Origin of the sequence: Shewanella sp. GD03713, assembly GCF_029843705.1 — a bacterium.
GTDB lineage: Bacteria > Pseudomonadota > Gammaproteobacteria > Enterobacterales > Shewanellaceae > Shewanella.
In genome coordinates, this window is record NZ_JAOCIW010000001.1 from 1,813,525 (window position 1) to 1,835,883 (window position 22,359).

General features: G+C 47.4%; 14 protein-coding genes. 8 read left to right on the plus strand and 6 right to left on the minus strand.

Features of this window, described 5'->3' with window-relative positions; all coding sequences use genetic code 11:
• Nucleotides 1-94: 94 nt before the first annotated feature.
• The 4 genes from N5E87_RS08115 to cysK all read right to left on the minus strand — a co-directional run bounded on the left by N5E87_RS08115 (nt 95) and on the right by cysK (nt 6,747).
• Complete coding sequence (locus N5E87_RS08115) at nt 95-2,746, minus strand: TonB-dependent receptor (RefSeq protein WP_086903903.1); 2,652 nt, start codon at nt 2,744-2,746, stop codon at nt 95-97.
• 635 nt (nt 2,747-3,381) lie between these two features.
• On the minus strand, nt 3,382-4,371 hold the full coding sequence (locus N5E87_RS08120) for a TDT family transporter (protein WP_086903904.1): 990 nt from the start codon (nt 4,369-4,371) through the stop codon (nt 3,382-3,384).
• A 121-nt stretch (nt 4,372-4,492) separates the two neighbouring features.
• Nucleotides 4,493-5,566: a methyltransferase gene (locus N5E87_RS08125; RefSeq protein ID WP_086903905.1), complete on the minus strand. Its 1,074-nt coding sequence runs from the start codon at nt 5,564-5,566 to the stop codon at nt 4,493-4,495.
• Between the two features lie 212 nt (nt 5,567-5,778).
• Nucleotides 5,779-6,747 carry a cysteine synthase A gene (gene cysK, locus N5E87_RS08130; RefSeq protein ID WP_011622282.1) on the minus strand — a complete coding sequence of 323 codons (969 nt, stop codon included), beginning with the start codon at nt 6,745-6,747 and terminating at the stop codon, nt 5,779-5,781.
• 245 nt (nt 6,748-6,992) lie between these two features.
• Between cysK and N5E87_RS08135 the strand changes: the two genes are divergently transcribed.
• From N5E87_RS08135 to N5E87_RS08145, 3 genes are all read left to right on the plus strand, one after another.
• Nucleotides 6,993-8,321, plus strand: coding sequence for an RDD family protein (locus tag N5E87_RS08135; protein ID WP_086903906.1), 1,329 nt, complete (start codon nt 6,993-6,995; stop codon nt 8,319-8,321).
• On the plus strand, nt 8,318-9,439 hold the full coding sequence (locus N5E87_RS08140) for a beta-ketoacyl-ACP synthase III (protein ID WP_086903907.1): 1,122 nt from the start codon (nt 8,318-8,320) through the stop codon (nt 9,437-9,439). Before N5E87_RS08135 ends, N5E87_RS08140 begins: the two co-directional genes overlap by 4 nt.
• A 171-nt stretch (nt 9,440-9,610) precedes the next feature.
• Nucleotides 9,611-10,060, plus strand: a complete 450-nt coding sequence (locus N5E87_RS08145; RefSeq protein ID WP_086903908.1) for a hypothetical protein — start codon at nt 9,611-9,613, stop codon at nt 10,058-10,060.
• 59 nt (nt 10,061-10,119) lie between these two features.
• On the opposite strand, the gene N5E87_RS08150 is transcribed toward N5E87_RS08145, so the two are convergent.
• Nucleotides 10,120-12,519, minus strand: a complete 2,400-nt coding sequence (locus N5E87_RS08150) for a DUF5916 domain-containing protein (protein WP_164717937.1) — start codon at nt 12,517-12,519, stop codon at nt 10,120-10,122.
• A gap of 129 nt (nt 12,520-12,648) precedes the next feature.
• Nucleotides 12,649-13,428, minus strand: coding sequence for a sulfate transporter CysZ (gene cysZ, locus N5E87_RS08155; protein WP_086903909.1), 780 nt, complete (start codon nt 13,426-13,428; stop codon nt 12,649-12,651).
• A gap of 241 nt (nt 13,429-13,669) precedes the next feature.
• Here cysZ and smc point away from each other — a divergent pair, with 241 nt between their 5' ends.
• The 5 genes from smc (at nt 13,670) to N5E87_RS08180 (ending at nt 22,357) form a co-directional block, all read left to right on the plus strand.
• Nucleotides 13,670-17,098 (plus strand): chromosome segregation protein SMC, encoded by a 3,429-nt coding sequence (gene smc / locus N5E87_RS08160; RefSeq protein WP_086903910.1) that lies wholly within the window; start codon nt 13,670-13,672, stop codon nt 17,096-17,098.
• A gap of 26 nt (nt 17,099-17,124) precedes the next feature.
• Complete coding sequence (gene zipA / locus N5E87_RS08165) at nt 17,125-18,165, plus strand: cell division protein ZipA (RefSeq protein ID WP_086903911.1); 1,041 nt, start codon at nt 17,125-17,127, stop codon at nt 18,163-18,165.
• 55 nt (nt 18,166-18,220) lie between these two features.
• Entirely contained in the window at nt 18,221-20,296 is a 2,076-nt protein-coding gene (gene ligA, locus N5E87_RS08170; RefSeq protein WP_126512944.1) for an NAD-dependent DNA ligase LigA, read from the plus strand.
• A gap of 156 nt (nt 20,297-20,452) precedes the next feature.
• The gene (locus N5E87_RS08175) at nt 20,453-20,941 is read left to right on the plus strand and encodes a DUF2919 domain-containing protein (RefSeq protein ID WP_086904645.1); all 489 of its coding nucleotides are present in this window, start codon (nt 20,453-20,455) and stop codon (nt 20,939-20,941) included.
• A gap of 210 nt (nt 20,942-21,151) precedes the next feature.
• Nucleotides 21,152-22,357: an HD-GYP domain-containing protein gene (locus N5E87_RS08180; protein ID WP_086904646.1), complete on the plus strand. Its 1,206-nt coding sequence runs from the start codon at nt 21,152-21,154 to the stop codon at nt 22,355-22,357.
• Nucleotides 22,358-22,359: the final 2 nt, after the last annotated feature.

A 22,359-nucleotide genomic window follows, 5' to 3' on the forward strand; every position in this document is an offset into this window, starting at 1 on the left:
TAAGGGGTAACTCAGTTAATTGGTTAAATAGGAGATAAAAAACGGCATCCGAGGATGCCGTTTTTGTGTGGTTTTCTATCTTCCTATAGGGAAATTAGAATTTCACTTTATATCCTGCAAACACTACACGGCCCACGATGTTATGGGTGTCAGTATCGTATCCAGGGTAACCTAAGCTGTAGTTAACTGTTGGCATCGCATCGAACAAGTTACGAGCACCAACAGTAACTTTGCCATAGCTGTCGAAGTCGTAGTTCAATGTCAGATCCCACGTAGTGAACGATGAGAAGTCTTGTTTATTTGTGCCAACTTCTTGTTGTTGTGGAGTTTCACCATCATAAGAATCAATGTATTTAGCAATCAAAGATGCTGAGAAGTCATCAATGGCGTAGCTAAATGTTGTATTGAAACGTAGTGGTGGATAACCCTTAGTGCCTAATACGTCATAACGTTTTGCAATCGGGCTTGCTTGCTCTGTATATTCAAGAGCATAGGTTCCTTCAACCGCAAACTTAAATGCACCAAATTCAGCAAAATCGAAGTTTGAGGTGAATGACACGTCAAGACCTGATGTTTGTACGCCATCCATGTTGATGTTGCCAGCGCCAATTTCATCGATGGTACCGTCAGCTTTACGTTTGACGTAGATGTAGTTAGGGTCATAAGCACCTAAGCCACCAATCGCTTCTAAATCCACAATTGTTTGTGCATCGATGTAGCTGACTTGGTCTGTGATTTCGATGTTGTAATAATCAACAACTAAGTCGATGTTTTCAGTGATATTCCATACGGCACCGAAAGAGTACTGAGCAGATTTCTCTGGATCTAGCTCTGTGTTACCTGAACTCTTACGTAGGTATTGGTTATCTTCACAAGCTGGGTTGCCGTCTTTCTGATCAGCAGGCAGACTTTGACACAGAGTGGTGTCAGTGATTCTGTCATAACTGGTTGCTGGCTTGCCTAACAAGTCATCCAGTGATGGTGCTCTAAAGCCTTGGCCGTAAGATGCACGTAACACTAGGTTATCTAATGCTTCGTAACGTACGTTTACAGAGCTTGAAAGTTGACCAACATCTGGCAAGCTATATTGGTCGTAACGGCTCGCTAGTTTCACGTTTAAGTGATCTAATACTGGCAGTTCCAACTCAACGAATGCTGCTTTATAGCTTCTATCACCAGCAGAATCACCACCATAAGTTCCTAATACGTTACCTGCTGCTTGTTGAGCATCACGGGTATCTTTGTATTCGATTTTTTGGTATTCCATACCCACTGCGTAACCTAAGTCACCACCAGGTAATGAAATTGGAGCCAGTGCAGCCCAAGATAAACCAGTACCTGTTGTGTTAGATGTCGCTTTACGAGTAGCTGTGTGTAAGAAGGTGTCTAACGTGTCTTGCGTTGCGTTACCCCCCTCAACGAATGGGTTGTACAAGCCTTTATCTACTGCTTCTTGTAACTTATCTTCGAATACGTAAGAGTCAGTTTCAATGTTCACGATTTGATCTGAGTATTGTACGTACCAACTCAGAGAGCCTGCATCTAATTCAAGGTTTAGACCCGTTACGATATCAACTACGTTTGAATCGAATTCTGTTTTACGGTCTGCAACACCTTTCAAACGGTGATAGGCTTGCACTTCAGATGCATTAGCAGTACCGAATGTTGGGTTTAATGGGTTATCTGCTGCCATGTATAAGTTAGGAGTCCATAGCGCAGTTGAAGAGGTGATGGATTTATCACGCATAACGATAGCTTGACCAAACCACTCTAATTCATCGGTAATGCGATAAGTCATATTCGAGAATACAGAGTCTTTTGTCTGATCTGGTAGATAATCAGTGCCATCAAATTGGTTAAAACCACAAGCTGAACCGTCTTTGCTGGTAACAATACGATCCGCTGGACAGTCCTTACCTGGAACTTGCAAACCTGTATAAACAGGAGTGCCGAAAGTACCATCAGCACCTTTTACCGGGCGAGATTCAACTGGACGATATGTGCCTTCTGGCGCATATAAGCCACTACGACCGTATTTCTTATCCCAGTTAGCCGTTAAGTGAGGACGTTGACCACCTTGTAGTGGATCAAATTGCTTGTGTTCGATGATCACTAAGCTGCTGCTTTTATCGCTAGTATTACCGAAAGTGACAGAAGCTGATTTCTCATCTCTACCACCTTGAGTAGGGCTACCAAACTTAGCGTCGAATGCTAAACCGTCAAAGGTTTTCTTCAGGATGATGTTAATTACACCACCGATAGCATCTGAACCGTAAATTGCTGATGCACCGTCACGTAAAATTTCAATACGCTCGATTGCATCCATAGGGATTAAGTTGAGGTTCGTTGAATCGCCACCAAAGGTTGCCGATGGCGCAATACGGCGACCGTTGATCAGGGTTAACGTACGGTTTGAACCTAAACCACGCATACCAGAACTGGCATGGTTACTTGCAGAGCTACCTGCATCACTAATAAAACTACCAGCAGTGTTAAATGGCATTTGTGCTAAAACAGCAGAAACATCACTTAAACCTGTTTTGGCAATATCTTCTGCTGATAAAACCGTAACAGGTAAAGCAGATTCCATATCCGTTCTTTGAATACGAGAACCCGTTACTTCAATACGTTCTACCTTAGCATTATCTTCTGCTGCATAAATAGCTGTGCTAGATAAAGCTGCTGTGGTTGCACCACCAATTAACGCAAAGCGAACCGCTTTGGCTAATGTCGAATTAGCGCGCATATCATTCTCCCTTAACACTTGTTATTTGTTTAATTGTTATTTTAATTAAATACGGAACGTTGTAAGAAATAGGGTCCTATTTAATTAGGCTCAAGATATAACCACAAGAAAATAACAAGTGCAACAGTGTAAATTTATGAAGGTTGCGATAGTTAAATGTTGATTGTTGCTCAGTTGTTAATTAGCTGCTTCAAATTCGTTTTAAAGAATGGTTTTTAGCGAGGGTTAATGGATTTTGATAATAAAATAAACGATATAATTAATAAAAGGTTTGTTGTTTGTTTTTATTTTGTTAAAATTGAAAATATTTGTAATAATAAAATAATCATACTTTTTTTGGATAATTAAAATTTATTTCCGCGCATCCTAAATATACAGTTCTGAATACTGTATTTTGCGTGGTGACTTATTAAAAATACCTTAAAATAGCGACTGCTGTACTGTTTTGTTTGTTTTTTGCTCTATAATTTTTATGCGACAACTTTAGTCAATTTTAGTTTTTATAAGATGATGTTTAATTAAATACAATGCGTGAATTTTAATTCACGCATTGTATTTAACAAATGTCTAACGAGTAAGTTTTATTGGATGATTATTGTCCAGTTTTTTTACCGTTTTAATACTTAGGACTTATTTTAGGCCGCAGTAACTTTATTCATTTTGGGGATCGGTTGAGGAAGATAATGGAGAAGATATCTTACTGCCACATAACAAACGACTAAGGTTGCAACACCGAGTTCGAAGTCGGCAAGTAATTTTACCCATTGGCTGAGCTCGTTCATTTGACTAAATTGCGCGAGCCAGTGGGCGGTTTTAAACAGTGCCGTCGCGCCGATCACCATGGGAAAGGTGAAGGCAGCATAGCCAGGGCTAAAGGGTAATTTGAGCAGATGAAAAAAAGCGAGATAAATCACTGCAGTCATCAATACCGCAATACTGGCCAATACGGCGACCAAGGCAATCGAAGGTTGATCGCACACAGTTAAGTAGCCCGCTAAGGATAAACTGGCTGGCGCGGCGAGGATGGCAATCGTTGGTTTAGCGGCATCGGGCACGGCCTGACAGAAGATTAATCGATAGAGCATCAATGGCAACATGACTAAATATGCGAGCATGCCGAAGGCCAAGATCAAGTTCACTAACCAAGGCGCGCCATTACTTGGGAAGGATACTGCCGCCACTATGATGCCAATGGGTGGCACAAACCAGCTGGGCACCATATGTTCGAGTTTGAAGTCGATAGCGCGGTAGTAAATAAAGGCGCCTAAAAAGATAACATGGATAACAATGGCGGTTAGCCAAAGGGTTAAGCCGGCATGGGGAAAATAATGGCCGAGTTGGTTCGACACTACCATCAAGGCCATGGCGAATGTGGGGATCACACTACCGACGACCGGATGGCTGAGCTCGTTTTTCAGCACTGGGGGATGCAGTACAAATTTTGCCGCAAGCAGCATGAGTAAGACTGAGGCGATGGCTGCCCCTGTCAGTTGGCCCCAACCATTGAGTGAGGGCATCACACTCTCCCAAGTCCAACCTAAGCTTGCAATCGCGAGGGCGAGTCCGCCCATAGGGCTAGGTAATTTTGCTGCCTGTGCTGTCCAGCGTTTACGTTTTGAAGTCATGTTTGTTACCTCTCAACACTGACATTAATTCGATGTGTCTATCTGTTAATGTCAGTGTATGGTCGAGGATTTGATAAATAAAATTGATTAATTTTATTCATATATTCAAATTTTCTAACGCTTAAGGTTTTCGTTTACAACGCAGCAAAGTATGCCCCAGACCAAGGTTGTCAGTGTCTTCATCGACATATAAGCCCGCTTGATGTAGTAACGTTATCAAGTCCTTAGAGTGGTACATACGGCTATTGCCATTAGCCATCGCAGTAAAATACAAGCTAGTCGCATTGACGCAATAGGCTGAGGCGGCGGAGGGTTGTCTGTCCCAGAAGGTTTCGACAATGAACAACTGACTGTTTGGCGTCATCGCCTGAGCGGTGCGTTGCAAAATGCTGAGGATTTGCTCTAAAGAGAAGCAGTCGAGGAACTGGCTCATCCAATAGGTATCGGCGCCTTCGACAAAGGGGCGTGATTCATCTAGCAAATCGGTGGCAAAGGTATGGATCCGCTCGGCAAAGCCATGCTTGGCAGCATTGTCTTTGGCTACGGCTAATTGGCCGGGGAAGTCCATCAGGGTGACTTCAACCTCTGGATCAAACTCGCAGCAGCTTAGCGCCCATTTCCCTGTATTTCCGCCAATATCGACTAAATGCTTGGGCGAATGGGCAAACACTAAGGGTAAAATCTGCGGAAAAGCGTGGTCAGAATAATAGTGATCGAAGGCAAACCAGCTGGCTTTAGCCTCAGCAGGTAAATCCTTAAGGGCGGGGTAAATCGTCTGCCAATCGCCAAATACCGCTAAGCCCGCGGGTTTACCCGCGACTAGTGCCTTATCCAGTTGAAACAGTCCCTGATAACACACATCCTGTACAAAATTGAGGTTAATGGCCGCCATATCATCGTGCAGTAAAAAATAGCCTGTTTTATCGAGCACATAGGCATCGCCATTGAGCCATACCAGCCCCATACTCAATCCCATATCGAGTAAGACGCCAAGGGCATACTCGTTTAACACACTGGTTTGCGCGAGTTGGGCAATGCTTATCCCTTGTTCGCCTGCTTGGTCAATGGTGGCTAATACTTCAAATTTCAGCAGGCAATGGGCAACCTGAAAACTGATCGGGCCAAAGGCGATTTTTTGCGCCTCAAATTTGGCATCAAAGGCACTTAAGGCTTTCGGGGTGTGATAGAAGGACATAAATTGGCTGAGTTTACAAAGAAATACAGCCTTTATAGCGAAGTTAACGGCAAAAGTCAGAGCGGTGATGGAAAACTATGAACTAGCTCCAACTTAGTGGATAAATGCGGATCTGAGGGACGGTTAAGTGGTGTTAATCGTGATTACCGATAAATTTCGGCCATAAAAATACCCAGACAAGGCTGGGTATTTTTGCAGGCCGAATCGCCTGATTACTGAATGTTCTCTTCGTCGCCAAACTGGCCTTGGAACAGTACCGAAGATAAGTAACGCTCAGCAGCTGAAGGCAGGATAACCACAATGTTTTTATCCGCAAATTCAGGCAGAGCCGCGATGCGGTTAGCCGCAACCACAGCAGCACCAGAAGAAATACCGACTAAAATGCCTTCTTCTTGCATTAAGCGGCGCGCCATGTCGATGGCTTCATCGTTGGTGACGGTTTCAACGCGGTCGATTAACTCAAGATCTAAGTTACCAGGGATAAAACCTGCGCCAATACCTTGAATTTTGTGCGGACCTGGTTGCACTGGTAATCCCGCTAGGGTTTGAGTGATAACCGGTGAATCTGCGGGTTCTACCGCAACAGAAGTAATGGCTTTGCCAGCCACTTTCTTCAGGTAACGGCTCACGCCTGTGATAGTACCGCCAGTACCTACACCTGCAACAAACACATCCACAGCACCATCGGTATCGTTCCAAATCTCTGGACCTGTGGTTTTTTCGTGGATTTCAGGGTTAGCAGGGTTATTAAACTGCTGCAGCATAATGTATTTTTCAGGCGCTGATTGACGGATTTCTTCCGCTTTATCGATAGCACCTTTCATGCCTTTTGCACCTTCGGTCAGCACTAGGTTTGCACCTAAGGCTTTAAGCAGTTTACGACGCTCTAAGCTCATAGTATTTGGCATAGTTAACGTCAGTTTATAACCACGGGCGGCCGCCACATAGGCTAAGGCAATCCCGGTATTACCAGAGGTAGGCTCAATCAGTTCGTGATCTTTGGTGAGCAGGCCTTTTTTCTCGGCATCCCAAATCATATTGGCACCGATACGGCATTTGACACTGAAACTTGGATTACGTGCTTCGACCTTTGCCAGCACTTTACCTTGGCTTACGCGGTTTAAACGCACTAACGGGGTGTTGCCAATAGTATATGAATTGTCTTCGAAAATTTTGCTCATGGATTGCTTGCTCCTATGTTTGCACTATTGAATCATAATCGCCTGTGGCGCATTTAGAAGTGATTGTTTGTTCTTCTTTATTCGATTTGGTTATTAAAGATAATCCTGTTATTCGCAAAGCCCAATTGGCTGTGGGTTTAACTGTGTTAACCTCTTGCTAACATCAATAAAAAATTACGCGTATAAAAGAATAACCACTTGATGTTTCACTTATAAAACCGCTATCGGAACTGGATTGCCACACTATGAAGCAACAACAAACGGACTTGGGCAAAGATCCAAGAACTATGGTCACCCCTAAGGCATTCACTATTGCCGAATCTGTGCTTTACACCCCGCTAGCGACGCCATTAAGGCGGGCGCTGGCGATGTTAATCGACGGTTTATTCATCACTATTTTAGCCGAACAAATGGATTGGCTGTTTGTTCTGCTGGTGGTGGGGATTATTTATATCGAGAAACGCAGTCGCCAATTTGGCCGCTTACTCAAATGGGGCCTCTATGCTGCCATGCTGGGATTAATGCTCTTTAGCTCGGCGGGAAATTTGTGGAATTTCCATCAATCGAATCAATCCACCCGCGAAAAGGTCTCCGCGCCCCAGGATATTAACGCTGTTGTTAAGGCGATTCCAGATCTTGTCTCCCTCGGACTCTGTGAAAATACCGATTGTGCCCGTGAACAGATCCGTGCTTTGCAGCAGACGCTCGAAAATGGGCCCATGGAGGGAATGTCGGCAGCTGAGCGTCGCGATATGGTATTAGATACTTTAGCGAGCACGGAGTTATCCTATGCCGATAAAGCACTGTTACGTGATGAAATGATGGCGGGCAGCCTCTGGCCCGAGGTGAAGGTGTTTGAAGTCACCCTAGACTCCACCAAGGGCTCTGTGAAAAATTCAGCAAAGGATTTAGCTAAAGATCCAAACACATTATCATCGCCGCAACAGCTAAATCAGTCGCTCGCTGGCAAGCTTGATGCCGTTCCCGTATCTGAACCGCAAACCGATGGATTAGTCCACGCTCAAACCGATAATCGAGCGGCCATGCAAAACGCTCCCTTAGTTCCTGACGCCAACCTCAATCCTTTGCATCAAACCGAAAGCCGCAACAGTGAAGCCGATGAGGAAGAGAGTGACACCCGCAGTGTGCTGGCGTGGATCAAAGGCTTTATGAGCGATATGGGCTTAGGTTTTGGCTGGGCCGCATTTTACTTCACTGTGTTTACCGCCAAATTTGATGGTCAGACCTTAGGTAAGAAACTCTTAGGCATCCGCGTTATCCAACTCGATGGCGCTAAAATCAGCCTTTGGGGGGCATTTGGCCGTTATGGCGGTTATGCGGCGGGCTTCACGACGGGCTTACTGGGCTTTATGCAGATATTTTGGGATGCCAATCGGCAGGGGATCCAAGATAAAATATCTTCCACAGTCGTGATAGACTTAGCGCAAATGCATAAAAAGCAACAATTAGAGCAGCAACAGGCGCAGGCTGAACACGCATTGGCCACCGTGCCAACACAGAATAATGCGACGTCTGCTCACCTTACAACAAGCACCCGTTCGGAGCACCTATGAAACAGGTCGTTATTTCTGGCAGCGGTTTATTTACGCCGCCACACAGTATTTCAAATGAAGCTTTGGTGGAGAGCTTCAACGCCTATGTCGATATGTTTAACCTTGAAAATGCAGGATTAATTGAGCAGGGTCATGTCGAGCCGCTGTCTTATTCCTCCAGTGAGTTTATCGAGAAGGCCTCGGGCATCAAACACAGATATGTGATGGTTAAAGACGGTATTCTCGATCCTGAAATCATGATGCCGCTTATTCCTGAGCGCAGCAGTGACGAGTTATCTATGCAGGCCGAAATTGGGGTTGAGGCGGCAGTGATGGCGCTTAAGCAAGCGGATGTGAAGGCCGAGCAAATCGATTTAGTGATCGTTGCCTGTGCTTATACGCAGAGGGCTTATCCTGCGATGGCGATTGAAATACAGCGGGCACTGGGGACCCGTGGCTATGGCTACGATATGCAGGTTGCCTGTTCTTCGGCCACCTTTGCCATTGTGGCTGCCGCCAATGCGATTGCAACGGGCTCGGCGTCACGGGTGTTAGTGATTAACCCCGAAATTTGTTCGGCGCAGGTGAACTACCGTGACCGTGACAGTCATTTTATCTTCGGGGATGTGGCGACCGCTATGGTGCTTGAAGAGCAAAGCCTAGTGGCCGCCAATAAGGGCTTTAACATTGTTTCAAGTCGTTGCTTTACTGACTACTCAAACAATATTCGCAGTAATTTCGGGTTTTTAAATCGCTGCGATCCAAGCTCGGCGCATCAGGCGGATAAGTTATTCCATCAGCAAGGCCGCAAAGTCTTTAAAGAACTGTTGCCGATGATCTACCAACATTTAGACGAGCATTTGGCCGAGCAATCCCTTACGCCACAGTCCTTTAAACGTTTGTGGTTGCACCAAGCCAACATCAACATGAACCAATTTGTGGTGAAAAAGCTGCTAGGGGATGAGGTAACGCCTGAGCAAGCGCCCGTAGTGCTCGACGAGTATGCCAATACCGCCTCCGCAGGCTCAGTGATTGCCTTCCATAAATATTCCGCTGACTTTAAGGCGGGCGATTTAGGGCTATTAAGCTCCTTTGGCGCGGGTTACTCCATCGGTAGCGTGATCCTGCAAAAACGCTAAATTGACTAAAGCCCCATTATCACTAATGGGGCTTTAGCTTTTATATCAGCACATTGATAAAACGGCTTGATGCGGTACCTTAGCCGAAAATGCCTTTACTCAGACAAGGCAGTTAGCGGCCTAAAAACGCTTTTTCTATAAACCTCCGTTGCAATACGAGAACCTGTCACCATGACGCTTCTTCATCCTGATTCGGATCTTCCGTTTCATCCCAATCCTAGCTGGTTTCTTGGCGCTTTTAATTGTTATGACCGCGAGGAAACACTCGGGGAAACACTCAATCGCTACGATCCTTTAGATCCCGCACAGCTGCAAGCGTTGTTCGATGCTTATGTGTTTGATGAGTTTGGTGAACAGTTGGGATTTACCTCTGCCCACAGGGTCGCGATGGCGACGAATTTAATCGCTGCGCTGAGCGAGACAAACCATGATTTCGCCATTTATTTAGCGATTGATGAAAGTGAGGAGGAATGGTGTTTTCCTTCAGCGTGGGTATTCCCTAAGCCACGTTATCCCTTTGAGCAGGCGTATCTTGCGCTGCTGCGGCATTGGGGAGTGGAGCTCACCGCAATAGGGATTGCGCTTCCCAGCCCTAGCTTATTGGGTATCCATGAGTCTTAGTTAGCATTCCGATTAAAGCCCACAAGCCTTGCTGCGGGCTTTATGCAAAACCTTTCAGCCTAGAGCAACCAGGCGTAGCTTAGCTTCATAAAATAGGTTTTCTCATCCCGAGTGAGCCGCGTGAGCTCATCATCCGAGGTTAAGCTGTCGGAATAGCCCAAATAGAACACGCTCTGGGGATTGAGTTTGTAGCCGTAGAGGATTTCATTCCCTAAGTGTGCCTCTTCGCTATCGGGTGTCGAATACAAATACTGCGCAAGATTACGCTCGATTTGGGTGTAAATGCTCGATAGGCGAATAAAGCTGTGCAGACTCAATTGCCAGTGCAGGCGCACATCCGAGAGGTTTGCGCTAAAGAGTTTATCCTGCTCGACTTCCATATGTTGATATTGATGGGAAACATCCACCGACAGGCCGTTGGCAATTTTCCATGTGAATATCGGATTGATTAAGGTTTTTGTGCCTAATCGATCGTTAAGGAAGTCAATCTCATCGCCGTAATGGATCTCCAGCTCAAGACTCAGGGCCGAGGTGGGCGTAATCGCGCCGTAAAGCCAGCCTTGGGTTTCTTGGTATTGATTGCTGTTACCTAACACTGCCAGTTGCGCGCTGTCATGGCGTGGGCCGACGCGTTCCCGGGTTTCTATCCCAAAGGATAACTCACTCTGCAGCGCGCCATACATTTCCCAAAAGATTTCAAACTCTTGTTCGAGCTGCTCTCCTGCTTGATTGTGGGTGATATCCCAGTCGCCGCCGAATTTAATCTTGTTAAATACGGTTTCGGGATACCAAATTAAGCCACCACCGGCCATAAAGGTGCGGTAATCAATCTTTTCCACAAAGCCTAAATCGGCGCGAAAATCGGGGGACACATCGTGGTACTCGCCGTAGGCAAACCAATCGCGGGCGTTGTGTTCGTAGGTTAGTTGATACAGGGCGCCACTGAAATCCCGATCCGATTGGCTACGTAACACTTGCTCATTCACTTGGCATTGGCCGAGCTCACAGCTTAATGGCGTTTGGCCGCAGAGTAGCCCTTCTGTCAGTTCTCCCTCCACATTGCCGCAAAACTGTTGATACAGGGCAGTAGGGTAACGTGTCTGGGAATAGGCAACTTGAGCGGTAAAAATATCCTGAGCTGTCGGTTGGTATTTTGCATCTAAGCTCATGACATAATTGTGATAATCATTTTGCTCGGCAAATTTTGTCAGTTGGTTGTCGGCACTGCTCTTGGCCGTGATTAGCCCACCAAAGGAGAAGGTTTTATCCATGTCGAAGCGGTAACGCGCCGCCAGATTGAGGCTTTCCTCTTCTAAGGAAGTGACCTCAGAGCTTAAATTCCCCGGCATCAAAAAGGTGGTTTGGCTGTCATTAGCGGCCAGCAATGCCCAAGTGTGTTGCTCGGTTTGGCTGGTGAGTTTAAGCCCATAGTCCGGCGATACAATATTGCGGGTATGCAGCAGATTCACTTGGGTATCGAAGTAGTCTTTATTGTCGAGGAAGAAGGGGCGTTTCTCATCAAAAAACAGCGCAAAAGTGCTGTTGATATCGAGCTGGCCAGCATCGGACTCCACCTGGGAGAAATCGGGATTTATGGTGGCATTTAGCAAGGTGCGTGAGTTGATACCCCAGCGTAAATCGAGTCCGGGTTCATAATTGCTTTGCGCTTGCCAACCATCTTCGCTTTTTTGTTCATTGCGATTGGCGACAAAGGACGGGGTAATTTGCAGATCTTGCCCTTGCTTGGCGGAGGCTAAACCCGTGGCGACGCCGAGCTGGCAGAGCTGGCAACTGATGTTGCGATCGATTCTATGGGTAGAGATGCGATGATTTTCATTGCGTGGATAGTAGCGGATCAGCTCAAATCCCCATTCTTGAACAGGTTTTTTATCGTCAAAGTTAAATAGCCGTAATGGCAACTCTACTTCGACTTGGTAACCCTCGGCGGTGATTTTACCAGCGGTTTTCCAAATGCCATCCCAAGCTTCACTCTCTTCGCCCGTGAGCTCATTCTCTATTGAGTCTAGTTGCACGCCAAGTGGGTTGATAAAAAACTGATAGGCCAAACGCGCATTGTTAAAGGTATCGAGTTTGATCCCCACCAGATCGTCGCCCCAAAGATTATCCCTGTCCTTGAGCGTGGCGCGAATATGTTGTGGCAGACTGTCTTTGGCGATAAAGGCTACAAATAGGCTGGTTTGGGTCGCGTAGATTCTGGCCTCGGTGTAAACGGGCGCCGCCGTGTTTTCACCGGGTTGAGTCTCATAACGTAGCTCGGCCTGCGCCGCGTGCTGCCACACCGCCTCATCAAATTCGCCATCAATATTGGCGGCATCTTCTAAGGTCGGAATCGTTAATTGAAATTGGCTGGCAGAGCCCGCCAAGCTTGGCGAACTGAGAAATACCGCAGTCGATAACACTAAGGGGAGAAACGTCTTCAACAACAAGGCCCAAATCATTCTAAAATGGCGCGCAGTGTGCCAGAAATTGCGCGTTAACAAGAGTGGGCAATTGTTACAAGAATTGTATTAAAAATAGCTGAAAACTAAGGCGGCACTGGATGGCGGGCATCCAGTGCTTTGGGGGGATTATTCGGGAGAAACCACAGGATTACGGTAAGCTTCGCGGTACTTATCGACCCACATGGCTGTGGCACCACAAATCGCGACTGGCATGACGATAAAGTTGACCACAGGGATCATCGAAAACAGGGTCACAGTCGCACCAAAGGTAAAGCTGGTGCCGCGGGTTTGATTAAGGGCAAAGCGCATATCCTTGAAGCTGACCTTGTGGTTATCAAAGGGATAGTCGCAGTATTGAATCGCCATCATCCAAGCGCTGAATAAAAACCACAAAATTGGCGCTAAGGTTTGCCCCACCATGGGCACTAAAAACAGCAGCAAAAATACCAGCGCACGGGGCAAATAGTATTTGAGTTTGATCCATTCACGGCCAAGAATGCGCGGTAAGTCTTTGACGATGTCCATGCCCGAGCCTGTATTCATCGGTTTGCCGGTCAATAACTGCTCGACCTTTTCGGCCAGCAATCCATTAAAGGGCGCGGCCAGCCAGTTCATCACCGAACTAAAAACAAACGCCAGCATCACCAACATAGTGGTCACCGCTAACGGCCAGAGCAAAAAGTTAAGCCAACTTAAGTATTCGGGGAGCTGGGCATTCATCCAAGTGAAGAGCACATCGAGCTGCCCAATCGCCACATAGATAACCGCCGCAAACAGCACTAAGTTGATCATTAACGGAATAAATACAAAGGTGCGCAGGCCTTTACGTTTGATTAAACCAAAGCCATCGAGAAAATAATTCACACCACTTTTACCCTGCGAAGGGTAGGAGGATTTCTGTGTCATATCGTCATTCCAAAAAAGTTGAGATACAGCGTGAGATACAGATAAGTGCGATTGTGATCAACTCGTCGCGAGATGACAAGCTAAAAGCCATATGAATTCAATAAAAAGCGTTACAAAATACTGCCTGCTTTGCTAAAGTTGGCCTCAGAATTCTATGACATGACTCGGGCTAATATTGGCCTGCATCCCTATTGGTCATCGCCCTGATGGCTTTTTATACTGAGACGCGCTAACTGGCACCATGAGATTAAAACAAATAAAACTTGCCGGCTTTAAGTCGTTTGTCGATCCCACCAAAATTCCGTTTTTACAGGCATTAAGCGCCATTATTGGCCCAAATGGCTGCGGCAAGTCTAACGTGATTGACGCCGTGCGTTGGGTGTTGGGCGAAAGTTCGGCAAAGCATTTGCGCGGCGACTCCATGAGTGACGTGATTTTTAACGGCTCCAGCGCCCGTAAACCCGTGTCTGTGGCGGGCGTTGAACTGGTGTTTGAAAATAAAGAGGGCCGCCTTGCGGGCCAATACGCCAGTTATGAAGAAATCTCGGTTAAACGTCAGGTGAGCCGTGACGGTGAGTCTTGGTATTTCCTCAACGGCCAAAAGTGTCGCCGTAAAGACATCACTGATCTGTTTATGGGCACCGGGCTTGGGCCGCGCAGTTACGCCATTATCGAACAGGGCACGATTTCACGTTTAATCGAATCTAAACCCCAAGATTTACGGACTTTTATTGAAGAAGCGGCGGGGATTTCCCGCTATAAAGAACGGCGGCGTGAAACGGAAAACCGTATCCGCCATACCCGCGAAAACTTGGAGCGTTTAGGGGATATTCGCAGCGAGTTAGCCAAACAACTCGAAAAACTCAGTCAGCAGGCCAAGGCGGCGAAGCAATATCGTGAGCTGAAGCAAGCTGAGCGTAAAACCCACGCCGAGCTGCTGGTGATGCGCTATCAAGAGCTGCAGAGCCAAATGGCGAGTCTATCGGAGCAGATTAGCTCGCTCGAGCTGCAACAAGCGGCGGCCCAGTCCTTAGCGCAAACTGGCGAGTTAGAAAGCACCGAGCTGCAACTCACTCTTTCGCAGTTAGCCGAACAGGAGCAGCAGGCGGTCGAAGCCTATTACCTGACCGGTACCGAAATCGCCAAGCTTGAACAACAGTTACAGAGCCAAAAGCTGCGCGATGCCCAGTTGCATAATCAGCTTGAGCAGTTGAGTGAGCAAATCATTCAAAACCAAGCTAAATTAGCCGCTTACCAAGCCAGTTTTCAAGCGCTTGAGGCGGAGCTTAGCCAACTTGGGCCGCAACATGAGTTGCAGCAAGAAATGCTCGATGAGCTGCAAGCCCAGTGGGAAATGAGCGTTTCGCGCAGTGAGGCGCAAAGTGAAAGCGCCAGAGTGCTGGCGGCTGCGGTCGCTCAGCATAAGCTGCAATTAGAATTACACCGCAGCAAACTGGCTCATCAGCAACAATTAAATGCTCACAAAACCCAGCTACATCAAGAGCAACAACAAGAGCTGGCCTCGCTCAATGCGCATGCCCTCGAAGATAGTAGTGCATCACTTAATGACGAGATTGCCCAGTTAGAGCAAGCATTAGCTGAACAAGTTGAAATCAATCAAGAGTTTGAATCCACTCTGGCTGCCGATACTCACGCGTTAGATTTGGCCCGTGGTGAGTTTGAGCAATTGTCACAGCGTTTAACCTCGATGCGGGCACGCTTTGAACTGGTTGAACAATGGCTTGCGAAACAAGAAGAGTTAAGTGATAAGCCGCAGTTGTGGCAAAGCATTCAAGTGGAAAACGGCTGGGAAGCCGCCGCCGAACTGGCGCTGCAGGGATTGATGACGCTGCCTGTGGGCGTTAACGCCAATGAAATAGGCTTTTATGCCGATGCGGCCTTGGCGGCGGATGCGCATCTCGATGGCTCTCCCATCTTAGGTGCCAAATTGAACCTTGCTCCTTGGCTTAAGGGACTCAAATGGGCCGATAATCTGGCCAGCGCACAAGCACTGCTGCCGAGCTTGGCGGCCGATGAGCGAATTGTGACTGCCGACGGTTACTTGCTCGGCAAAGGTTTTTTGATTGCTAAACAAGACAATAGCCAATCGTTAGTGCAATTGAGTAAAGAGCAAACCGAGCTGAGCGAGGCCATCGCTGATTGCGAGCAGGCAAAAGCCATACAGCAGGCAAAGCTCGATGAATTAGCGCAGCAATTAACCCAAGTGCGTGACAGCTTAAGCCAAGGCACTAAACGTTTACACCAGTTGCAGCTCGATAAAGCCACCAAATCGACCCAGCTTAATAACGCAGAGGCCCAGGCCAAGCAGCGCGAAGCGAAACGCGGGCAACTCGCAGAAACCCTTGCCCGGACCCACGCCGAGTTAGCCGAACTTGCCGAGCAGTTAATATTGCTTGCGGAGCAAGAGGATGAGCTGGCTGAGGCGCTAGAGGTAAGCCTTGAGCAGCAACAGCAACAAAGCCAAGATGCGCAAGGGGATATGGCCCGCCATCAAGCCCTTAAAGCACAAATTGGTGATGCCGAGCGGCGCTTAACGAGCCTCAATGCCAGTCTGCAATCGATCGCTACTCGGATGGCGGTGAGCACAGAACAAATTGAATTACAGCGTGTACGTGTCAGTGAATTAGTCCACTCAAAGGAAACACTGTCAGCCCAACTTGCCAACGTAGCGGCGCAAGAGGGCGATCAGCAAACGGCGCAGCTCAGCGAACAACTGGCGCAGTTACTCAATCAACAGCAGAGTCAGCAACAGGCACTTAAAAGCCTTAGGTCACAACAAAGTTCGCTCACTGAAACGCTAAACAGTATAGGATTAAAGCAAAAACAAGAGCTTGGTAAGCTTGAGGGCTTGACTCAAAGCCTCAGCACGTTAAAGTTACGTCGTGAGGGATTAAAAGGGCAGGCCGATAGCCAATTAGCGGCGCTGTCAGAGCAACAAATTGTGCTCGCCCAGATTGTCGATTCCCTGCCTGCGGATGGGCATCCCGACAAGTGGCAGCGTGATTTGGATCAGATCCGCCAAAAAATTATTCGCTTAGGGGCGATAAACCTCGCGGCGATCGAAGAATTCGAGCAACAAAGTGAGCGAAAATCCTATTTGGATCATCAAGATGAAGATCTAAATAACGGCTTGGCCACCCTAGAGGAAGCCATTCGGAAAATCGATAAGGAGACCCGCACTCGCTTTAAGGCCACATTTGATGCGGTAAACGAAGATCTCGGGCGTTTATTCCCTAAGGTATTCGGTGGCGGACGCGCGTATTTAGCGCTGACGGAAGACGATTTATTAGAAACGGGCGTGACCATCATGGCCCAGCCGCCAGGTAAGAAGAACAGTACCATCCATCTTCTTTCCGGTGGTGAAAAAGCCCTAACGGCTTTATCATTGGTATTCGCGATTTTCAGGTTGAATCCAGCTCCCTTCTGTATGTTAGACGAAGTGGATGCGCCCTTAGACGATGCCAACGTAGAACGATTCTGTCGATTATTGAAGGAAATGTCGCAGAGCGTACAGTTTATCTATATCAGCCATAACAAAATTACGATGGAGATGGCTGATCAACTTATCGGTGTGACTATGCATGAGCCGGGTGTATCCCGTATAGTCGCAGTAGATTTAGAGCAAGCGGTGGCAATGGCCGACGCTTGATAACTAGAAGAAAGACAGGGTAACCAATGGAAGATTTGCAACTAGTATTGTTCGTTTTAGGCGCCATAGCCATAGTTGCTGTGCTGGTGCATGGATTTTGGTCTATCAGAAGACAACAACCTAAGTCATTGAAAGATAGTCCGATGGGCAATTTCTATAAAAAGCAGGCCGAACGTGGCGAGGGTGCGCCTAAGCGTGTCGATGCCGATGGTTTCGACGCCGATGGGATTGGTGCCGTTAGAGTCCGTAAAGCAAATGAAGCCCATACCCCAGAGGCGCCTGCGTTTAACCCTTATTTAAAGCAAGAAGCCAAAACACAACCGCAACCAGTGGAACCCGTGCAAGCTGAACCTAAGCCACTGTTTAAGCAAGAGCCAAGCATGGCGCAGCCTGATTTTAGTCTGCAATCCCCCACGGCCAAAGAGCAACACCGCGGTCCTAAAGCATCACGCCAAGAGCCCGTATTACAAGGACATTCTGCCAATCTAGCCCAAGCCCATGTAGGGCAATCCCATGCGGCCATGGTGGCGCAAAAAGCCGCCGAAGAACAACGTGCGCAGGTGCAAATGCCTACGCAAACCGCTCTTTTCGATGAGGAAGAGGCCTATGAAGAAGAGCAACCTCAAGCCGTTGAACAGCCAGATGATGATTTAGGTGAGCCACGCGACGTATTAGTGCTGCACGTAGTGGCAAAAGAAGGTCAGCAGCTTAATGGCGCCGAATTGTTACCTTGCTTCTTAACCCTTAATTTTAAATATGGCGATATGAATATTTTCCACCGCCATGTGGATAATGCTGGTAATGGTAAGGTGTTGTTCTCCATTGCGAATATGGTAAAACCTGGGATTTTTGACCCAGACAATATGGAACAATTCAGCACCCAAGGCGTCGTGTTCTTTATGACCTTACCTTGCTACGGTGATGCGCTAATGAATTTCTCCATCATGCTTAACTCGGCGCGCCAATTGGCGGATGATATCGATGCGGTCGTGCTCGATGGTCAGCGTCAACCTTGGGGCGAATTTACAAAGCAAGATTATTTACACCGCATTCGCGCAAACGCTTAAATATATTCGTTTTTAAGTGTGGCCGCGATAGCGGCCTTTGCTTTTTGAGGGACTTATGAAACTTATAAAAACAAAAACACTATCAGATCAAATTGAACGGTTGATTACTGAAATCAATGAGCATGATTACAAATATTATGTATTAGATGAACCCTCAATTACTGATTCTGAATATGATCGGTTAAAGAAAAAGCTAAAAATGCTAGAAAACCAGTTTCCTGCATTGAATTTGATTTTGGATTTAAATGCAGTTGAACAAGGAGTTCATACAACTGTTCGATTGGATTCTCCATCTAGGAGGGTTGGTGGTAAACCTTTACAAAAATTTGAACAAATAACTCACCTTAAACCCATGTTAAGTCTCGATAATGCCTTCGATGAAGCGGACTTTAGCGCGTTTCATAAGCGTGTCAGCGACAGAGTGGGTCAAGTGAGTTTTTGTTGTGAGCCAAAACTCGATGGTCTAGCGGTGAGTATTTTGTATCGCAATGGGCTGCTTGATCGCGCTGCGACTCGGGGCGATGGTACCGTGGGCGAAGATATTACCGAAAACGTTAAAACCATTAAATCAATTCCACTTAGGTTGCGTGGCAACGATTATCCCGAACTAGTTGAAGTGCGCGGCGAAGCCTTTATGCCCAAGGCGGCGTTTGAGGCACTAAATGAGCGTGCGCGCTTAAAGGATGAAAAGCTGTTTGTGAATCCGCGTAATGCGGCGGCGGGCAGCTTACGTCAGCTCGACAGTAAAATTACCGCCTCACGGGCGCTGTCTTTTTATGCCTACGCTTTAGGTGTGGTGGAGCCGACTTCCCACGAGTTAGCTAAGACGCATTATGAGCAATTGCTGCAACTTAAATCTTGGGGACTGCCAGTCAGCAGCGAGATCAAAGTCTGCGACGAACTCAGCCAAGTCTTTGCCTACTATCAAGATATATTGGCTCGCCGCGCCGACTTACCCTTTGAGATCGATGGCGTGGTGATGAAGGTGAACGATATCGCCCAGCAACAAACCTTAGGGTTTGTGGCCAAATCCCCCCGTTGGGCGATTGCCTATAAGTTTCCCGCGCAGGAAGAAATGACGCTGCTCGAAGGCGTAGATTTTCAGGTCGGCCGCACCGGCGCAGTGACTCCGGTTGCGCGCCTAAAACCTGTATTTGTCGGCGGCGTGACGGTATCGAACGCGACTTTGCACAATGCCGATGAAATCGCTCGTTTAGGTGTTATGGTGGGCGATACTGTGATTATCCGCCGCGCTGGCGATGTGATCCCGCAAATTGTGGCCATAGTGCCCGAGCGTCGCCCAGAAGATGCTAAGGCGATTGCCTTCCCGCAACATTGCCCGGTTTGCGGCAGTTTAGTTGAGCGATTAGAAGGTGAAGCCGTGGCGCGTTGCAGTGGCGGCTTATTCTGTGAGGCTCAGCGTAAAGAGGCGATCAAACATTTTGCCTCCCGCAAGGCATTAGATATCGACGGCATGGGCGATAAAATAGTCGAGCAGTTAATTGATAAGGAGCTGGTTCAAAGCCCGGCGGACTTATTTAAACTCACCGCCTCTATGATGACCATGCTCGACCGTATGGGAATGAAGTCGGCCACCAATCTTGCGCTGGCGATTGAAGCGGCTAAAACCACGACTCTGCCACGTTTTCTCTATGCTTTAGGCATTCGTGAGGTGGGGGAGGCCACTGCGGCGAACCTGGCGACTCACTTTGGCAGCCTAGAGGCGCTGCGCGTGGCTACCATTGAGCAACTTATTCAAGTTGAAGATATTGGTGAAGTGGTTGCCCAGCACGTGGCGCATTTCTTTGCCCAGCCCCATAACCTAGAGGTGATCGATGCTTTGATTGCGGCTGGCGTTAACTGGCCTGCGATTGCAGCGCCAAGCGCCGATGAGCAGCCATTAAAGGGGCAGACTTGGGTGTTAACCGGTACCTTAAATCAACTCAACCGTAACGATGCTAAGGCGCAGCTACAGGCCTTAGGCGCCAAAGTGGCGGGTAGTGTGTCGAAAAATACCGATTGCTTAGTCGCGGGCGAAGCGGCGGGGTCTAAGCTTGCCAAAGCGCAGGAGCTTGGCGTGAAAGTGATTGGCGAGGATGAGTTATTGGCTCTTCTGGCTGCAAATAGCTAAGTCGCTGCCGCTTAGTGTATAACGCCCTGCCTTGCGGGGCTTTTTTATGGCTAAGTCTTAAGCGCTACATTTGAATTATTTATGTTAGCCATTGAATTTAGCCGTTACGCCACCATCTTGTTTATATTGCTTTAGTTTTTACTAAATGGATTGCGATTGAATTTTAGTCACATCACTTGGCTCGATGATAAAGGCCATATCAAACCACCGATTTTTTTATATGCTATTCTGGCTTTTCTCGCCCGTGGCTGGTGTATTTTTATTGCCTCTCTGACCCAAGCCAGTGACAGAGCTGAGTTAGTGCGGCTCTTCTATCCCGAAAAGTCTGACTTTTTACTCGCACTCGCAGCGGGGCTGGGTGCCGTGGCGCTGTATTTTGTGGTACTGGCGGAGCGGCGCCGCTCGCCCTCATGGCTGTGCCCAGTGTTTGTCCAGCTTAAATGGGGATTGTGGATTTTATTATTACTCGATGCAATCTTACTCGCGCAGCGATTAATCCACGGGCAATTTTTATTCCATTGGAGTTTAGCCCTCGACGCCTTAGTGCTGTTCTGGTCGTGTTTGTATGTTTACAAGTCAAAACGCCTCAGCTATTACCTTGCCGACTGGCCGAAAGAGACTGTGACATCGGTAAAAGCAGACTAAGGTCATCTCGTTGTAATTTCAGCTTTTTATCAAATATCTAATCACTGAGGGATAATTTGTGTGTACTATCCCTCAGTTTGATAAGCATTTTTTCACTTATAGCTTACTGATTTTGTTGAATCATCTATAGTTATATGTACTTAGCTTAAATGTGCGGCCAAAGAAGCCAAAAGATGATGCTTCTTGCGTGCATGAAAGGAGTCATATTGCGTGACAAAAGTTGCCCAACGAAAACTATTACTTTCAGAACTTCAACTTGGCATGAGAGTCAAGTTGCCTTTGTCATGGACGAATCACCCTTTTTTATTTAACCGTGTGGATATCAGTAGTCCGGCTCATATTGAGATGATCCGCGGACTCGGCGTGCCCTATGTGTATCTAATTTCAGGCAATAGTGATGAACTCGAATCGACGGATGAAGAGGAAGAGGTCGAAGAGATTGAAGAAGCGCCACCGGAGCGTGACTTAAAGGCCGATACCCGTAAGGCGATGCGTTTAAGCCAGAAGCGTTTCTTAGAGAGCGTTAACCAGTGCCGCAATGTGTATGGCAAAGTGGTGAGCGATCCCGAAGGCGCTTATCGCTTGTCAGCCGCCTTAGTGGAGGATTTACTCAGCCATCTGCAAGAGGTCGAGAAACCTTTCCTCACTTTGGTCGGAATGGATGAAAAAGAGGTCAGTGTGACTCAGCACGGCATCTCGGTAGCAGTATTAGCCATGATGATAGGTCAGGCACTCGATTTACCGGCGCGGGATTTGCGCGATATTGCCTTGGGGAGCCTATTCCACGACATTGGTAAACTCAAAGTCCCCGATGTGATCCGCCGTAAACGGGGGGCGCTCACTCCCCATGAGGCCAATTACCTGCAAATGCACCCGAACTTTGGCTATGACATGCTGAATCGCTCGGGACTCTTTCCAAAGGAGGTGCTGAATATTGTGCTGCACCACCATGAGTTTATTGATGGTTCAGGCTTTCCCGATGGGCTCTCCGGGGCCAAAATCCCCATTATCACGCAAATAGTGAGTCTGGCGAACGATTACGATCAGCAGCTCAGTGGTCAGCAGGCGTCCTCACCGCAGGTGGCATTAGGTTACTTATTTAAAAATCGTGCGAGTAAACATGCCGAATCCTTAATTGCTGTGTTAGTTAAGATTTTAGGTATCTATCCGCCGGGTACTATCGTCAAGCTATCCGACGACACTGTCGCTAAGGTGATTATGACCACCAAAGAGGTGAGCCAGCCGCAGGTGTGGGCCTGTAAGGAAGATGGTAGCGAGGCCTCATTACGTTTTTTAAGTGATGAAGGGGTGACAGTAAAAAAAACCATTCGCGCGGAGGAGTTAACCGAGGGCGCGATCCGCACCTTGCAAATGGACAAAGGCATTAGTTTTTATTTTAGCTCGTTCCAAGCTTGAAT

What these genes read in the sequence shown, in the direction of transcription:
- N5E87_RS08115 (WP_086903903.1), bottom strand. Translation starts at nt 2,746, where the DNA reads ATGCGCGCTAATTCGACATTAGCCAAAGCGGTTCGCTTTGCGTTAATT.
- N5E87_RS08120 (WP_086903904.1), bottom strand. Translation starts at nt 4,371, where the DNA reads ATGACTTCAAAACGTAAACGCTGGACAGCACAGGCAGCAAAATTACCT.
- N5E87_RS08125 (WP_086903905.1), bottom strand. Translation starts at nt 5,566, where the DNA reads ATGTCCTTCTATCACACCCCGAAAGCCTTAAGTGCCTTTGATGCCAAA.
- cysK (WP_011622282.1), bottom strand. Translation starts at nt 6,747, where the DNA reads ATGAGCAAAATTTTCGAAGACAATTCATATACTATTGGCAACACCCCG.
- N5E87_RS08135 (WP_086903906.1), top strand. Translation starts at nt 6,993, where the DNA reads ATGAAGCAACAACAAACGGACTTGGGCAAAGATCCAAGAACTATGGTC.
- N5E87_RS08140 (WP_086903907.1), top strand. Translation starts at nt 8,318, where the DNA reads ATGAAACAGGTCGTTATTTCTGGCAGCGGTTTATTTACGCCGCCACAC.
- N5E87_RS08145 (WP_086903908.1), top strand. Translation starts at nt 9,611, where the DNA reads ATGACGCTTCTTCATCCTGATTCGGATCTTCCGTTTCATCCCAATCCT.
- N5E87_RS08150 (WP_164717937.1), bottom strand. Translation starts at nt 12,519, where the DNA reads ATGATTTGGGCCTTGTTGTTGAAGACGTTTCTCCCCTTAGTGTTATCG.
- cysZ (WP_086903909.1), bottom strand. Translation starts at nt 13,428, where the DNA reads ATGACACAGAAATCCTCCTACCCTTCGCAGGGTAAAAGTGGTGTGAAT.
- smc (WP_086903910.1), top strand. Translation starts at nt 13,670, where the DNA reads ATGAGATTAAAACAAATAAAACTTGCCGGCTTTAAGTCGTTTGTCGAT.
- zipA (WP_086903911.1), top strand. Translation starts at nt 17,125, where the DNA reads ATGGAAGATTTGCAACTAGTATTGTTCGTTTTAGGCGCCATAGCCATA.
- ligA (WP_126512944.1), top strand. Translation starts at nt 18,221, where the DNA reads ATGAAACTTATAAAAACAAAAACACTATCAGATCAAATTGAACGGTTG.